The 16,391-nt window shown below is 62.4% G+C and carries 10 protein-coding genes; 7 read left to right on the top strand and 3 right to left on the bottom strand.

Annotation, left to right across the window (positions count from 1 at the left end):
- The first annotated feature begins 1 nt into the window (after position 1).
- Positions 2–1,105: a mandelate racemase/muconate lactonizing enzyme family protein gene (locus KJS47_RS04970; RefSeq protein WP_213523314.1), complete on the top strand. Its 1,104-nt coding sequence runs from the start codon at positions 2–4 to the stop codon at positions 1,103–1,105.
- Positions 1,102–2,136 (top strand): C40 family peptidase, encoded by a 1,035-nt coding sequence (locus KJS47_RS04965; RefSeq protein ID WP_213523312.1) that lies wholly within the window; start codon positions 1,102–1,104, stop codon positions 2,134–2,136. Before KJS47_RS04970 ends, KJS47_RS04965 begins: the two co-directional genes overlap by 4 nt.
- A 256-nt stretch (positions 2,137–2,392) precedes the next feature.
- Here KJS47_RS04965 and KJS47_RS04960 read toward each other — a convergent pair whose 3' ends face one another.
- Both KJS47_RS04960 and KJS47_RS04955 read right to left on the bottom strand, forming a co-directional pair.
- A complete protein-coding gene (locus KJS47_RS04960) occupies positions 2,393–3,289 on the bottom strand; it encodes a GNAT family N-acetyltransferase (RefSeq protein WP_213523310.1) in 897 nt (298 codons plus the stop codon).
- Positions 3,256–4,200, bottom strand: a complete 945-nt coding sequence (locus KJS47_RS04955; RefSeq protein WP_213523308.1) for an AraC family transcriptional regulator — start codon at positions 4,198–4,200, stop codon at positions 3,256–3,258. The genes KJS47_RS04960 and KJS47_RS04955 overlap by 34 nt, the downstream gene beginning before the upstream one ends.
- A 322-nt stretch (positions 4,201–4,522) precedes the next feature.
- Here KJS47_RS04955 and KJS47_RS04950 point away from each other — a divergent pair, with 322 nt between their 5' ends.
- From KJS47_RS04950 to KJS47_RS04940, 3 genes are all read left to right on the top strand, one after another.
- Positions 4,523–5,524, top strand: coding sequence for a Gfo/Idh/MocA family protein (locus KJS47_RS04950; protein ID WP_213523307.1), 1,002 nt, complete (start codon positions 4,523–4,525; stop codon positions 5,522–5,524).
- Positions 5,521–6,534 (top strand): Gfo/Idh/MocA family protein, encoded by a 1,014-nt coding sequence (locus tag KJS47_RS04945; protein WP_213523305.1) that lies wholly within the window; start codon positions 5,521–5,523, stop codon positions 6,532–6,534. The genes KJS47_RS04950 and KJS47_RS04945 overlap by 4 nt, the downstream gene beginning before the upstream one ends.
- A 64-nt stretch (positions 6,535–6,598) precedes the next feature.
- On the top strand, positions 6,599–7,450 hold the full coding sequence (locus tag KJS47_RS04940; RefSeq protein WP_213523304.1) for a sugar phosphate isomerase/epimerase family protein: 852 nt from the start codon (positions 6,599–6,601) through the stop codon (positions 7,448–7,450).
- Between the two features lie 93 nt (positions 7,451–7,543).
- On the opposite strand, the gene KJS47_RS04935 is transcribed toward KJS47_RS04940, so the two are convergent.
- Positions 7,544–11,119 (bottom strand): family 10 glycosylhydrolase, encoded by a 3,576-nt coding sequence (locus KJS47_RS04935; RefSeq protein ID WP_213523303.1) that lies wholly within the window; start codon positions 11,117–11,119, stop codon positions 7,544–7,546.
- Positions 11,120–11,610: 491 nt separating this feature from the next.
- On the opposite strand from KJS47_RS04935, the gene KJS47_RS04930 reads away from it, so the two are divergent.
- A complete protein-coding gene (locus tag KJS47_RS04930) occupies positions 11,611–15,306 on the top strand; it encodes a heparinase II/III domain-containing protein (protein WP_213523302.1) in 3,696 nt (1,231 codons plus the stop codon).
- 240 nt (positions 15,307–15,546) lie between these two features.
- Positions 15,547–16,218: an SOS response-associated peptidase gene (locus KJS47_RS04925; protein ID WP_213523301.1), complete on the top strand. Its 672-nt coding sequence runs from the start codon at positions 15,547–15,549 to the stop codon at positions 16,216–16,218.
- Positions 16,219–16,391: the final 173 nt, after the last annotated feature.

The following is a 16,391-nucleotide window of genomic DNA, read 5'->3' as shown; positions in this document are numbered from 1 at the left end:
CATGGTCATACAGAAAGTAGAAGTGATGCGGCAGGCTACGCCGCTCGTCAAGCCGTTCAAGACGGCACTGAGAACGGTAACGGAGGCCGAATCCGTCCTCGTCAAGCTGACGGCAGACAACGGCATGACAGGCTGGGGAGAAGCGCCGGCCACCGTCGTCATTACCGGCGACAGCCTGGACAGCATTCAGGCAGCGATCATGCATACGTTCACGCCGCTCTTGCTGGGCAAGAGCCTGCTTGCCTATGAGCAAATTCTGCAGAGCGTGCATCAGGGCATGGTCGGCAACAGCAGCGCCAAGGCGGCCGTCGATATGGCGGTTTACGACTTGGTGGCCCAGCACGCCGGGCTGCCGCTCTATCAGTTTCTGGGCGGCTACAAAAACCGGCTGGAGACGGATTTTACGGTAAGCGTCAACGCGCCGGCCGAGATGGGCGAGGATGCGCTCCGCTGCGTGGAGGCCGGGTTCGACGTGCTTAAGATCAAGGTTGGCAAGGACTCGATCGAGACGGATCTGGAACGGATCAAGGAGATTCGGCGAGCAGTCGGCGACAAGGTGAAAATCCGGCTGGACGCCAACCAAGGCTGGTCGGTGAAGGATGCTATCCGCTCCATTCATCGGCTGGAAGAGCTTGGGCTCGGCATCGAGCTCGTTGAGCAGCCGGTGAGGGCGTACGACATCGAGGGGTTGAAGCGGGTGACCGACGCCGTCGAGACGCCGATCATGGCGGACGAGAGTGTATTTTCTCCGGCCCAGGCGCTGGAGGTGCTGCAGAAGCGGGCGGCCGACCTCATCAACATCAAGCTGATGAAGTCGGGGGGCATCTACAAAGCCCAGCTCATCAACCAGGCCGCCGAGGAGTATGGCGTGGAATGCATGATGGGGAGCATGATCGAGACGCGGGTGGCGATCACCGCGGCGGCGCATTTTGCCGCAAGTAAGAAGAACATTACCCGCTTCGACTTCGACGCGCCGCTCATGCTCGTCCACGATATTGTCGAGGGAGGCGTCCTCTACAGCGGCCGGACGCTCACGTTCCCGGATGCACCCGGCCTCGGCATTACAAGCGTCCGGCATACCCAGGAAGCGGAGGCGATCCGATGAGCGGTACCGGAAAGCGAAAGGCATGCGCGGCGGCGGCGGTTGTTGGCGTATGGACGACACCGGAGTCGCCGAGAGAGATGGACGCCCCGGCGCTCGCGTCGCCCGTCTCGATGGAGAACTGGCTGGCGGGGATGACGAACGCCGACAAGCTCGAGCTGTGCGAGGCCAACCGGCTGCAGACCCAGCTGCTGTACGGCACGGAGGTGCTCGTTCAGGAGGAGCGGGACGGCTGGGCGCACATCTTGATCCCGACGCAGAGCACGCGCAAGAACGCGGACGGGTACCCGGGCTGGGTGCCGCTTGCCCAGCTGGCGGAGCCGCTGCCGCAGCCGGAGGACAGTGTATGGGCCGTCGTCACGAGCGACCGAGCCGAGCCGGTCTGGCCGGAAGGGACCGACGGCGCCCGACCGGAGCGGCTCAGCTTCCTGACGCGGCTGCCGGTACTGGGGGAGCCGGAGGGCGGCCAAGTACGGGTGGCGACGCCGCACGGCTCGGCGCTGCTTCGGCTGGCCGACGTCCGCCTCGAGCGGGAGGACAGCCGGACGGCGGGTGAGGGGAGTGCGGCAGCCGATGCCGGGGCTCCTGCTGCTCGAAGCGCAGGCAGAGTGACGGCTGGTCAGGCCGCCGTCCCGGCAGAGGACGCCAGTGTGCCGCATGCAGGAGCGCGGATCGTGGAGAACGGCAAACGGTTCCTCGGCCTCCCCTATCTGTGGGGAGGCATGTCGTCGTACGGCTACGACTGCTCCGGCTTCGCGCATAACATGCATCTGGCGCTCGGGATTCGCATCCCCCGGGACGCGTCCGATCAGGCGACCGCCGGCCGGGCCGTGCAGAAGGAAGAGCTGGAGCCGGGTGACCTGCTGTTCTTCGCTTACGAGGAAGGCAAAGGGCCCGTCCATCATGTCGGCATCTATGCAGGCGAGAACCGGATGCTCCATTCCCCGGACTCGAACAGCGCGATCGAGCTGGTGGATCTGGACGGCTACAAGCTGCTGCCGGAGCACTGCGCCTCGCGGCGGTATTGGGGCTGACGCGGCCCCTTGCTGGGGCAGACGGGGAGCGAGGAGCGGACGCATGGGCCAAATGGGTTCCGCTGGCCCGGACGCAGACGCAGTGCCGGCACAGCGCTAAGATAGGTCCGATGGGCCGACTCGGCTGCGGTCAGCCGCCATGCCAAAGGCGGCCCGGCCGCTTCAGCCTGCGAACGGCGTCAAAGACCCTGCCGGCAGTACGCAACAGGGCGGTACCTACGGACATTGTCCGCAGGTACCGCCCTGTTTGCATGCGTTACGCCAGCTCGAGCCAAAACAGCTTCTGCTCGTAGACGGTCTCGAACCCTGCCTCTCGGAGGGCGGCGACCGCCGGTTCGTTGCTCATCCGCAAATTGTCGGTAGTGCGGACGACGGAAGCGACGGCCGAAGCGTACACCTGTGCGAGGAGCGCCCGGACAACCGCATCGGCGTCGTCACGGTCCGGGTCGGCTTCGCACTGAGCCAGCACGATGGACGCCAGCTCTCCTTGCGGGTTGTATGCCTTGCGGTACAGCGCATAGCCGGCGTCCCTGCCTTGGCCGTCCGTCGCGATGAGGCACTCGCCATCCGTGAGGGCGAACCATTGGGTGCTCCAGGCTGCCTGCTGCCGGTAGAACGGGAGGAGGTCCGCATGGATCGGCTTCGCGCTCCGGAACGAATAGCGCTCCGGATCCTCGCCTCCCGGCCAGCCGGCGGGCAAAACGCCCTTGTGCCGCAGGCCCGCCAGCTCCCCGACGATCCGGTAACCGGCGCTCTCGTATACCCGGATGGCGGCCGTGTTGGCGCTGACGGCTTCCAGTGTGGCGGCGGAGACGCCTTCCTCCCTCAGCCTCCGGAGCGTATCCACCACCATGCGCTTTGCCAGGCCGTGTCCCCTCGCCTCCGGCGCGACACCCGTGCCGGCGTTCCAGGCCAGCTTGCGGCCGCCCGCGTCCTTGACGGCGCTAAGGACGAAGCCGGCGGGCCGGCCGTCCAGGAATGCGGCGACCGACAGGTCGGGCCGAACGCCCCGCGTCCCCATATGCTCGATATGGCGTCCGGGAGTCATCGTCATGTCGAAATAATAGCCCGAGAAGCCTTCGTTCCACAACAGGAGTGCCTGCTCGAACGTACAGGAGCTCAGGGGCACGAGGGCCAGATTTTCGTTGTCCATTCCCGCGGTTCCTCCTCCTCGTCGATCACTCTTGCTTTGAGACTCTTGTCATATTCGGATGGGGTCATGCCCGTGCACTTCTTGAAATGCCGGGAGAAGTAATGAATGCTGCCGTAGCCGAGCTTCTCGGCGATCTGCGTGTAGGTGAAGCTCTCCTCCCGCATCCAGGCTTTGGCCTGTTCGATCCGCAGTCTGCTGTGAAATTCCGTAATCGTCGCTCCGGTCTCCTGCTTGAAGACGGTCTTCAGCTGGGTCGCCCCGACGAGAAACCGTCTGCTGAGCTCCGCAATCGTCGGACGGCTCGCTGGATGCTCTCGCAAGTAAGCGGCAATGTCGGCGGCGAGGAGGGCGTCCTCCTGCTCCCTGGCCTGGGTGGACAGCCGAGTGCGTCCGGGACGGGGAGAGGAATGGATGCGGATCAGCCGGATCAAGAGCAGCTCGAGATACAGCCGGATCATCTGCTCCGCGGCGAAGCGGACGCTCTTGCCGGGACGGAGCGGCGTATGGCCGGGCTTGTCGACGGGCGGATCGAAAGCGGTCCTGCCTTCGCTCAGCAGCTGGGCAAGCAGCGCCCGCTCGGGATCGCCCAGCCGGAACGATTGCCCCTGGAAGAACGCCATGGCGGGCGATGCGCATTCGAAGCAGACGATCATGACGTTCGGCGCGACCACGCCGTTCGCCCGCATCGTATGAAAATCCCCCGGTGTATAAAAGACCAGGTCGCCCTGCCTCAGCAGGTAGGTCCGGTCGCCGGAGCGGATCTCGGCTTCGCCTTTGTCCATGTAGAGAAATTCCCAGAATTCGTGGCGTTCTCCCGGGTAGACGTAATCCTTGGTCAGCTCGGTGTAATGGAACGATACGATCGCCGGAATGACGATCTCCTGTTTCAATAGAAGCCTCGGATAAGTCACGCTGTCACCTCGTTCGTCCGGGACGGTTTGGTTTCATCATACCTGCAAATTCGGGAATTGGAAACGGGGAATATAGGCTCGGTCCTCATTCCCCGGAACCAAGAAATGCAAATGTTCCGGCCGCTTCGGCAAAGACGTTCGAAAGCGCTTGCTTTACGATGAAAGTGCCGTTCCGCAAGAGCCGGGCCTCCGCATCAGGCAAGATCCCGGGCGAAAGGCAGAGGGGGAGGCCGCACGCGGACCGGTCAAGAGCCGCCGGAAAGCGGCTGCAGGCTGTGGATGTTCGTCTGCACGCCTGAAAATGAACAGGAGGGAAGAACGGATGACCAAGATTCGAACCGCGGTGGTGGGACTGAATATGGGGCTCCAGCATGCATATGCCTATGCGGCGTCCGAAGGGGCCGAGCTGCGCTGGGTGGTGGATCTCGACCGGGACAAGGCTGAGCGGGTTGCCACTGAGCTTGGCTGCCGAGCCGCGACGGATTGGACCCAGGTGCTGGACGATGTGGATGCGGTCAGCCTGTGCACGCCGCATCATTTGCACGCTTCACAGTCGCTTGAGGCGATCGCCGCCGGCAAGCATGTGCTGCTGGAGAAGCCGCTCGCCCATACGCCGGAAGACTGCGAAGCGATCCTGCGCGCGGCGGAGGAGAAGGGCATCGTCTTCATGATGGCGTATATCGTGCGCTATTTGCCGATCATCCGCAAGCTCAAGGAGCTCGTGGAAACCGAAGCATACGGCAAGCCTTTCAACGCAGACTGCTGGATCCAGGGCTACCTGCCGCCGATGCCCGGCTCGTGGTTCTCCCGCAAGGAGACGCTGGGGGGCGGGGTGCTGTTCAGCCACGGCTGCCATTACGTCGATCTGCTGCTGTGGCTGCTCGGCGAGCCGGTCAGCGCGGTGGCCGTCGGCACCCGCAGCGGGACGGAATGGATGGAGGGGGAGGGCACGTCTCACGGCGTTCTCACCTTCGAGGGAGGCGCCGTCGCTCATCTGGAGACCAGCTGGGGCATCCGTTATAAGGAAACGCCTGCGCTGCTCCATCTGCACACGCCGCAGGCTTTGCTGACGCTCAATTCGGGCATGAGCGAGCTGCGGATAGTGGACGAACAGGGAAGCAGGACGCTGTTCGGCCCGGTGACTCCGCTGACGCCTCAGGAAGGAACGAAAGCCATTTATGAGATCGAGCATTTCCTCTCCTGCATCCGGGAGGGACGGGAGCCGGAGACGGGCGGCCGGGAAGCGCTCCGCTCGCATCGGGCTATCTGGGACATGTACCGGAACGGGGAACGCGTCACGATGGAAGGGAGAGAAGCGAAGTGATCAAAGCGGGGATCATCGGCTGCGGCTTGATGGGGACGCTGCATGCGCGGACCCTTCACTCGCTGCCCGGCGTTACGGTCGCCGCCGTCCATAACCGCTCGAGGGACAAAGCGGAGCGGCTCGCAGCGGAGGTCGGCGCGGCCGTCTGCGGTTCGTGGCAGGAGCTGCTGGAACAGGAGCTGGACGCGGTCTGGGTTGCCACGCCCGACCACCTTCATGTGGAGATTGCCGAAGCAGTGCTGGCGAGCGGCAGGCATCTGTTCCTCGAAAAGGCCATTGCGACGAGCTATGAGGACGGGCTCCGCATTGTCGAGGCCGGAGAGCGCCGCCCGGAACTCAAAGCGATGGTGGGTTATCCGCTCCGGTTCGACCCGGCCTTTCGCCGGATGAAGGAGATTCTGTCCGGCCAGGCGGCGGGACGGCCGCTTCAAGGCTGGTCGATGCGGACTCATTATCTCGATCCGGGACAGCAGGTATTCGACAAATACCGGAACCACTATTACGATACTCCCGATTGGTACTTCGACGACGAACGGGCGAAGGGCCCGATCTATTCGCACGGCTCGCATGACTACGATCTGCTCCGGTGGTACTGCGGCGAGGTCGAGAGCGTGTTCGCTTACGGTGGCACCTACTTGCTACCGCCAGGCAGCGTGGCGGACGGCTTCACGGTCGCCCTCCGGTTCGCCTCGGGCGGCGTAGGCTCCGTCAGCACGCCTTGGATTACGAGAGTGGAGCAGGACATGACGGGCGTGGCATCCGAAGGGCTGACCGTCCTGAACCAGGACGGGGAACTGCGCGTCAAAGGAGCGGACGGACCGGAGGAGCGGATTACGTTTGCGGAGAACGATATGTGGAAGCAGATGCACAGCCATTTTCTCTCGTGCATCCGGGAGGACCGGACTCCACTTATTACGCTCAACGACGGTCTGCGGGCAATTGCCGTCTCGGAGGCGGCGTACCGGTCGCTCAAGGAACGCAGGGAAGTATTCGTGCAGCCGGTTTCGTGACAGGATGCCGCCGAACCGCGCTGCCGGGAGGTGCCGGTTCGAGGCACAACAGGGAGGAGATAGCATGGTCCAATTAGCTTGTATGACGCTTCCTTACACGGCGTATCCGCTGGAGAGGGCGATAGAGGGGATTGCTTCGGCCGGCTACCGGTACGTCGCTCTGGGCGGGCCGCACGAAGGACAGGATATTTTTCCGCCGGAGGACGGAGAAGCGGTAAGCCGCGTCCGTGAGCTGCTCGGCAGGTACAATCTCAAGCCGATCGCGCTCGTCTGCTCCACCCAGCTCGCGCCCGCACAACCGTTCGAGCTGGCTCTCCATCGGCTGGAGGTGGCACGGGAGCTCGGCATCCGCGAGGTGCTGACCCTCGGAACTTGGGGTTACCGGAAGTTTCCGGACGAACCGCTGCCGGAGGAAGAGCTACGGGAGAAGAATCGCCAGTACGTGGAGCGTATGCGCGAGCTTGCCGTATCGGCAGAACGGCATGGCCTGACGATTACGATCAAGCCGCACACCGGGAACACGGCCAGCGCCCGCGTCCTGCTGGATACGCTGGCCGCTATCGGCTCGGCCTCGGTCAGTGCGAGCTACGACCCGGGCAACGTGCACTTTTACGAAGGGATGGATACGCAGGAAGATCTGGCCTTAATGGGCGGGCGCGTCTATTCCTTTGTGGCAAAGGACCACCGGGGCGGCCGCGCACACCTGGAGTTTCCGGTGCCGGGAGAAGGAGACATTCCGTTCCGGCAGCAGTTCGCCCTGCTTCAACAGAGCGGTTATAACGGTCCTGTTATCGTGGAGCGAGTCGACGGCGTCCCGAGCTCGGATCCGCTTCCCCTGGAGGAGATTGACAGCCGGATCGCCCGGGCGCGAACCAACCTCGAGGCCATGCTTCGGGAAGCCGGATACGGAGACTAGGTATTGAAGGGCCGGCGAGCGGGCGCATCCGCATGCACGCAAAGAGCTCCGGCGGGAAGACCCGCCGGAGCTTATTAGCTTGATGAAGTTCGTTTAGGGAAGCGAGCGGACCAGCTGGAGGAACAGGTCTGCCTCCGCCGCCGGGATCTTCTTGCCTCGCTGGGCGAGGACTTCGTTCTGGAAGGCTCCCCACTGCCCGTGCTCGGCCTTCTTGAGAAGCGAGTTCGCGATGCCGTGGTCGCCGAGCCCCTCCAGCCACTCACGGATCAGGGCGAGCAGGCTGCTATCGGTCACCGTCACCTGGTAACTCGCGTTCGCTTCTGTGGTATGGCCGGCGGCATCGGCCGCCGTCACCTGCACGGTATGCTTGCCGAGACCGAGCTTGTAGGCAGGGCCTTCGACGAGCGGAGAGGTGCACGGATCGTAGACGACGCCGGATACGGCGTCCGTCGCGGTGCAAGTAATCCGGACCGTCTGGTCTACCGTGTAGGTGCGATTTCCTTCGATCCGCACGACGGGTCCTGTCTTGTCGATCGCGAGCTCAACGGTCCGGATGGGTTCGACGTTGCCCGCTGCGTCGGCCGAGCGGAAGGAGAGCGAATACCGGCCCTCCACCGTCAAGGAGAACGGAGCGGTGTACGGCTGCCAGGAAGCGCCCCCATCCAGGTTGTATTCGGTCAACTTGACGCCGGAGCCTACGTCCGCCGCCTGGAGCGTAATCGTGACGTCGCTGACGTACCAGCCGCTTCGCTCTGTTCCTTGCAGCGTAAGCTGGGTGACGGGCGGCGTACCGTCCGTCCGGTTGTTCAGCGTGACGGCCTTGCTGGGCGCGCTCTCGCCATGGGCCCGGTTGACCGCCGTCACGACGTACGTGTAGGTGACGCCGTCAGCGACTCCCCGGTCGGTCCAGGTCTGCCGTCCGGTGCCGGATTTCCGGACGGTCGTGAGAATGCTCGAGGCGTTCTCGATGCTGCCGGCCGCTTCTCCCTCGAAGCGGTAGATCACATAGTAAGAGGCCGTGCTCGTCGCGTTGTCCTCCCATGTCAGCTCGATGCCCGCCGACCCGCGGGCCGAGGCGGCCAGCTGGACAGGCTGCGGAAGCTCCATTCGGATGGACGGCAGCGGCGGGATGAGAGCCGGCGCCGCATACAGGGATGTCTTCAGCTTATCCGCGAACCCGAGCGGGTTGGATAGCAGATCCTTGGCGCTGAAGAACGTGCTGCCCTTCACGCCCGGGAAGTTCCGGTTGAAGGTCAGCTGGTTCGGCATCTCGTCCGGCGAGTTCCAGGCCGGGTCCGTGCCGGACCCGATCCGGTAAGGAGCCTGCCCGATATAGAGCTGCACCTGCGTGCCGGACGTCTCACGGATCCACCAGTCCACGAGCTTCTCGTAGGCGGCCGGCGAGTAGCCGAAGTTCCAGTACAGCTGAGGCGTGATGTAATCGATCCAGCCTTGGCGGATCCAGGCCCGCGTATCGGCGAACAGGTCGTCGTAGTTGCGCAGGCCGTTCGTATCGGAGCCGGTCGGATCGTCCGCCTTGTTCCGCCAGATGCCGAACGGACTGATGCCGAACTGGACGTAGCTTTTCGCCTGCTTGATCTCCCGCGACAGCTCCTCGATAAAGGTGTTGACGTTATGCCGTCTCCAGTCGCCTTTGTTCTTGAAGCCGGCACCATACTGCCGATATTGGGCGTCGTCCGGGAAGTCCGCTCCGGCGACCGGATAAGGGTAGAAATAGTCGTCGAAATGCACGCCGTCGATATCGTATCGGTTCACGACTTCCATGACGCCGTCTACGATGAAACGCTGAGCTTCCGGGACGCCGGGATTATAATAGATCTTGCCGCCGTAGGTGACGACCCAGTCGGGGTGCTGGCGGGCCGGGTGATCGGCGACGAGCTGGTCAAACTTGTCGTTCATGCTGATGCGGTACGGGTTGAACCAGCCGTGGAACTCCAGGTTTCGCTTATGCGCCTCTTCGATCATGAAGGCGAGCGGATCGTACCCGGGATCCTTGCCCTGCACGCCCGTAAGCCATTGGGACCAGGGACCGTACTTGGAGGGATAGAACGCGTCGGCGGTCGGCTTGATCTGCACGACTACCGCGTTCATGCCCATTCCCTTCAAGTCGTCGAGAAGCTTGATGAAATCGCTCCGCTGCTGCGACGGATCCGTCACGCCCTTCTTGGGCCAGTCGATATTCTCAACCGACGCGATCCAGGCGGCGCGCAGCTCCCGCTTTGGCGAAGGCAGCTCCTTGTTCACGATGACGAGCGAGTCGCTTGTCTTGCCGCCGTAAGTAGCGGTGATCCGGGTCGTTCCGATCTGGTGGGCGATGACTTTACCGGAAGAATCGATTGAGGCAATGGCCGGATCGGAGCTTTTGTAGGCGGTGCTCGCCGTCACATCGACCGGACCGTCGGTCAGCGTATAGGCGGCCAGCACCTTCGCCTGCCGGCTCTCGCCGAGCTTCATGGCGCCGAGTCCCGACATCTCGATCGACTGGAGTACCGGGACGGGCGTCCGCACCGTCAGCGGATGCAGCGCCGAGACGCCGCCGAAGCTTGCGCTGAGCGTGGTTGTCCCCGCTTTGACGGCACGCAGGCTGCCGGCGGTGTCCACAGTGGCCGTCTCCGGACTGCTGCTCGCGAAGGAGGCGAGCTTCGTTACCTCCACCGGCTCCGCTGCTCCCGCATAAGCCGCGTAGACGCGCAGCCGGCCCGCGTCCCCAGCGGTCATCTCGGTCGGCGCCGCGATCTCGAGGCGCGCAGGCACCGGTGCTTCCGCGGTGACGGTCACTTCGTAAGCGCCCTGAGGGGCGTCGCCGGAAGAGGCTGTGATGACCGCCTTGCCGGGCTTCAGTGCGCGGACGACGCCGGATCCGTCGATCGAGGCGACGTCCGGCTGGCTGCTGGCGAACGTGACGCCGGAGGCCAGCAGGACCGGCTCCTTGCTGTCCTGGTAGGTGGCGTACGCTTGAGCCTGCCGGGTCTCGCCAGTCTGCATCGGGCCGAGCCCCTCGACGTCTATGCCGAACACCGTGGAGGCAGTGTAGAAGGACCGCAGCCGGTCAAAATAGAGCGCGCCGGCATTCTTGTTCGTGTCCTTTGTTTCGGCCACGTACACGTTGTTCAGCTTGATCGGCAGCTGCAGGCCGCTCGGCACCGAGGCCGTCACGTACTTCCATCCAGTCCAGCTGAGCCCGCTGCTGCTCGTGAAGTCGATCGCCGGCTTGGAGCCGGCCGCATCCTGCAGCTGGGCGCGCAGCCAGTGATTGTTGCCGTCTCCGTACACCCAGAGCCCGAGCTTCTTCGGATAGCCGTCCAGCGTCCGTCCGGCGGAGCCGGCCGGATCGGCGAAATTCAAATAAGCGGCGGAGGTGCCTTCCGTGCCGATGAAGTCGTAGGCGAGCTTCACGGCGTGGTACCCGTAACGGACGGGGGCGGGCCGGCTGGTCAGCTCCTGCTTGACGGATTTGGCTCTGGCCGACGAAGCGGACAGGTGAGCCAGCTCCTCGAATTCCTCCACCGAGACGGGAGAGGTGCCGGCAGCCATGGCGCGGGCACCCGTAAGAGCGCTTTCAACAATCGGCATAAACGTGCCCAGCATGAGAATCAGGGCGGTACAGAGAGCAGCCGTTTTTTTGTGCTTGCGTGTCCTGCGCGTCAATCGAATTCACTCCTTGCTATCGAATAGGATGATGAAGAACATGACCAGAAACGGATGGAAGACAGAGTGCAGCATCACCTCCCGGTAAGCGATAGGAAAAGCCGGCGGGCGGTCGGTCCGAGAGACTCGGGAGCCGAGCGGTCTAGTGAAGAGCAGTAGGGCGGATATCGGTATGAACGGAGGGGGCCAACGCATCGCACGGCGGTTTGAACCAAGTATAAGGGAGGCTCTCTCTGTTTGTAAAACATTATTTGCCAGATGAGGGGAAAGTCTGAAATATTGTTTCGTAGGCCGAAAGTCCCTGAGAGCAAAGGTTATTTTGTAAACAATTGGTAGCGCAATCATTTATGGTTCTATTAATGTCCTTGAAGTTGTTTGTGAACGAGGGCTATAGTAGCCCTGAGAACGGTCACCCGGACGAAATTCCATACTTTTGCAAGCCCTTACATAATCGGGCGGTCGATCCACTAGAAGCTAGGAGGAGATGACAGTTGCACAAGCGTTGGGTTCATGCGGCAAGTATCGTATTACTTGGATGGACGGCTTTGATGGGGTCTGCAGCAGCCGCCCCCAAGAACGGACCGGTCGAGCCGGTCCCAGCGGCAGCCGAGGTTGACGGCTACGCAGACAGGTGGGCCGTCGTTCCGAAAACCGGAGCGGCCCCGGTGCTGGACGGGGAGCTGGAGGAGGCATGGGCCTCGGGCTTTCACGCCAGCGGATTCGTAACCATGTACGACAAGCAAGCGGCCGGCTCGGACACGGACATGTATTGGATGTACACCGACGATAGCTTGTATCTGGCGCTTGAGGGACACAAGGAACAACCGGAACGGCAGCCGGAGACCGAGATCGTCGAAGTGCTCCTCTCTCCGGGCGGTGCCGGCGGCTCGCATTACCGGCTCCGGGTTCCCATCTCGGAAGGGGGACGCGAAATCGCCGTCGATTGGGGCGAGAAATCCGACATCCTGAAGGGCGCCCAAGTCCAGATCGCCCGGCATGACGATGCCTGGACACTGGAAGCCCAAATTCCGTTCCGGTCGCTTGGCCTCTCGGGCGTCGCCGAGGGAGACGCCTGGCGGTTCAATGTCGTACGCTATTACGGCATCAATTCAGACCCCTTTTCCTCTTGGGTGCCGGTGCGCCAGTCCTATCTAGTCGATCAGGGAACGGAAAGGATTTCGATGGTCGCGCACCTGCTGAACCAGCAGCGGACGGCCCCTCTCTTCTTCTCCAAGCCCTCGCTGCCGGAGCTTCCGGCCGGCGGCAAAGCCGAGCCGTGGCAGCCGGAGAAATGGAGGCTCGAATATACGAGCTATGAAAGCAAGACGCTTGTGCTTTCCTCTAATGCGATCCATGCCGACACGAAGGACCTCCAGCTGGTCTGGGAGTCGCCCGACGGGCAATCGACCCTGCTGGACGCTCCCGCCATCGTTCGGCAGCAAAACGAAACGAGGCTTTCCTTCCGGCATCCCCGGCCGCTCGCGAACGGGCAATACCGGCTGAAGGCGGCGTTCCGGCAAGGGCAAGGAGCGTACCGGTATTTTGAGCTGAGCTTCGACCGCCAGGATCTGATCAAGGCAGGCGACGAGGGGGTTCGGCTGCCACAGGACAACGGGCCCAAGCGGCAGCTGGCTTACGCGGAGGCTTCTCCGCAGGTTCAATCGCTCCTGCAGCTGGTCCCCGACACGGCCGGGTTTATCTTCACCGGTCTGCCGGAGAACCCGGACTTAAGACCGTATCAGCTGTACAATTGGAGTCCCGACAACCCGCAGCAAATAGTGGCCAAGTCGACCGGCACCGCTTACCCGAATCCGGCCTATCCGGAGAACCACAAGCTGACGGCCGTGAACCGGCAGGGAGAGACCGTGGAGTATCCGTATTATGAGGATGATCAAGGCCGCCGGTATTTCTTCTCGGCGCATCTCTGGTATTTCCAAAAGGATTACGTCCTCCGGGAAACCGCCAAGCTCGCCGATACCGATCCGCTCGGCGCGGCGCGGCTGCTGAACCGCTGGTTGGAGGCGTACAAGGGCTATCTGCCCACGAACGATTACTACTGGACCAACTATCCGGTCGTCAGCGGCCCTCCCTATCATTATTGGGGCGGCGTTTGGTACCGCTGGTACACCGGCGAAATGACGAACATGAGCTACCTGATTACGGCGTATGAAAAAGTGAAGCAGACGAACGCATTCGACCTGCTGAAGGAAGAATTGGGCGTGGATCTCGGGCAGAAGCTGGTGGAGGACATGTTCGTGCCTTCGTTCGAGTTCGTCCGTTCGTTCCCGATTCTGAATCATAACATGGAATATACGACCTGGCTCGGCCTGGTCCGCATGGCGAAGGCAACCGGCGATCCTTCTTATATGCATGAAGTGGTTGAGCTCATGCAGGACTTTGCCCGGAACTACTTCCTGTCCGACGGCTTCTGGAAGGAAGTGACGATTTCCTATCACAACCAGTCGGTCGGCGGGCTTTTGCAGGGCATGGATCTGTCGAAGGGCTGGAGCGACCCGGCCGGCTATACGTCGCCGCGCACCGGCCAGCGAATCGACAACCTGGACATGGCGAAGTCTTTCCCGGCGTTAAGCAAAGCCAAAACGATGGGAGATATCGTCTCGTATCCGAACGGCAGCTACGTTCCGGTTATGGATACGTGGGCGAACGAAAAATCCAAGGCGCCACAGACGTCCCTGGGCTCGTACCTGCTCGCCTCCAGCGGCATCTCGCGTCTTACTTTGGGCTCAGGAGCGTCCCAGCAGCAGATGTACCTGAATTTCGTGCCCAAATACGGCCACAATCATCTTGATCCTCTCAACCTGACCTTGTTCGCCAAGGGCCAGGAGCTGCTGCCGGACATCGGCTATACGCATACGTTCTTCCGCAAATGGACGACGTCCACGCTGGCCCATAACACGGTCGTCGTCAACGGAAGCGATATGAGCCTGGCCAACGGCGGTGAGCACGGCGGCCAAATCCAGACGTTCGCCGCATCCGACGACACGGTCAAAATCGAGAAAGCCTCCCAAGGGAGCGCTTATCCGGTCACGGACCAATACGAGCGGGAGCCATGGATGATCCGTTTCGACGGCGGAGCGCCGGAAGACGGCTATGTCGTCGACTTGTTCCGCGTCTCGGGAGGAGACCGACACGAGTATACGCTTGGTGGAGATGCCAACCGGGATGCCACGTTCACGGCGAATATGGAGCTTCAGCCATACAACGACTACCTGCTGCCGCCCGGCACGAAGGTTCGCATGCCGGAATCCGAGAATGATAACGGAGACGCCCAAGGGAATTATTACGGCTACCTCTATGTCCAGGATGTCAAGCGTGCGGAAGTGCCCGACGGCCGTTACGAGCTGACGCTGAACACCTCCCAGAACGGGACGGAGCAGGCGAAGCTGAAGGTGACGGGGATCGTCGATCCCGGCGCGAACGAGCTTTTCCTGGGCAAGGCGCCTTCTCTGCAGGCGACCCGGCTGAACGGAACGACGAAGGATTTGAATACGGAAGCCGTCAAGTACTGGATGCCCAAGATGGTGCTCCGCCGAACGGGCACCGACCTGACAAGTACGTTCGTGAACGTCATGGAGGCTTACAAAGGCGAGCAGGGTCCTAAAATCGAGCAGGTGGAAAAACTGACTCCGTCAGAGGGGGCCCCCGGCTCGGTCGCGCTGAAGCTGACATATGGAGCGACAACGGATTATGTCCTTAGCGCTGCCGGAGGGAGCACCCCGCTTAAGGTCGACGATATCGAACTGCAAGGCGGTTACGGCTTCATTCGGACCGTCGACGGGGAGATCACCAAGATGGTGCTGATCGACGGAACCAAGCTGCAGAAGGGAGCAAAGACCGTAACGGGAGCCGGCCCGGTAACGGGCACTGTCAAGCAGGTGCTGCGGCAAGCCGAGGGCGCACCATACGATGCACTGCTCGTGGATGCCGAAGTGGCGGCGGACGCCGCAGGCAAAACGGTCATCGTTACCCATTCCGAAGGCAAGACGCACGGCTATCCGATCCAGGAAGTCCGAAATACCCCGGAAGGAACGCTGCTCCTGTTGAAAGAAACGGATGCGGGCTGGCAGTATCTCCCGGACGGGACGTCCCAGATGGCGTTTTTCCCGTTCCACACTTGGAAGGGAATGGCGACCTTCCGCATCTCCAACATCGCGGCGCAGCCATAAAAAGTATCCCGCGTATCGAGCAGCCGTAACAAGCATCCCGCGTTCTTCGGTCTTGAAGAATGCGGGATGTTTTGCTGCTCGGATCAATGGAAGGCCACCAGCATGCCTGCCGGGCAGCGGGCAAATCCGCTTCGACGGCGGGCACATCCTTTTGGTACGGGGCAGACACTTTATATCGGAGGAGGCGTATATTTCTCCCCGGAGGGCGGATACTGGAACCAAAAAGAAGCAGGTGATGCGATGAATCCCCGCCTATCCTTATCCGCCCGCCTCGAAGGGCTGTCCGCCGCATTCGGCATCGAGACGGTCCGGCAGGAGCCGCCTCCTGCGTCCGAAACGCTGGAGCCCAGCCGGCCGGTTCCCGTTATTCTGGCCGGCGCCTCTGGCCGAAGTCTCGATTGCTATACATGGGGCATCTTCCCCCAATGGGGGAAGGACTCGGTGCATGCCGACAGCGGGACGATCGCCGAGCATCCCGGCTACCGCGATCTGTTTCGCAAGCAGAGATGTGTCGTGCCGTGCGACGGCTTTTACGGCTACCGGCAGGAAGGCAAGCGGACGGCCGCGTACCGCTTCCATCTGAAGGACAGCGGCGTCTTCGGCCTGGCGGCGTTCTACGACGTCTGGCAGAGTCCTTCTGGTCGGGAGGAGAGGGCGTTCTCCATTCTGAAAACCGATGCGAGCCGCCTCGTCTCGGGCTACCAGGACTGGATGCCGGCCATCCTGTCGCCCAAGGCGATGGAGCTCTGGCTCAATCCTGCTGTGACCGACCCCGATCTGCTGCAGGCCGCGCTCGGCCCTAGCCGGCGCGAGGATATGACCGTCACGGCAGTGCCGGCAGAGCGCAAAAGCAGCTGGCGCGAGAGAGCGAAGCTCAGACAACTCCCGGAGTATGGGAGCGTCAAGCCATAACGGACCATTCGTAAAAAAGCGTTCACCCTGCTGGGTGAACGCTTTTTTGCCGCGCCGGCCAGGCGCGTTTCTATTCGGGAATGGAATGGGACCGCTGTGCGGATCGCCTGCTTTGGCGTTGATTTCTTTTGCTCTGGGAGGCCTATTCGCATAGTTTGCTTCGGCCGATTCGC

The organism is Paenibacillus sp. J31TS4, assembly GCF_018403265.1.
Taxonomy (GTDB): Bacteria; Bacillota; Bacilli; order Paenibacillales; family NBRC-103111; genus J31TS4.
The sequence above is the reverse complement of the archived record's forward strand: the minus strand, read 5'-3'. Positions and strand labels throughout refer to the sequence as shown.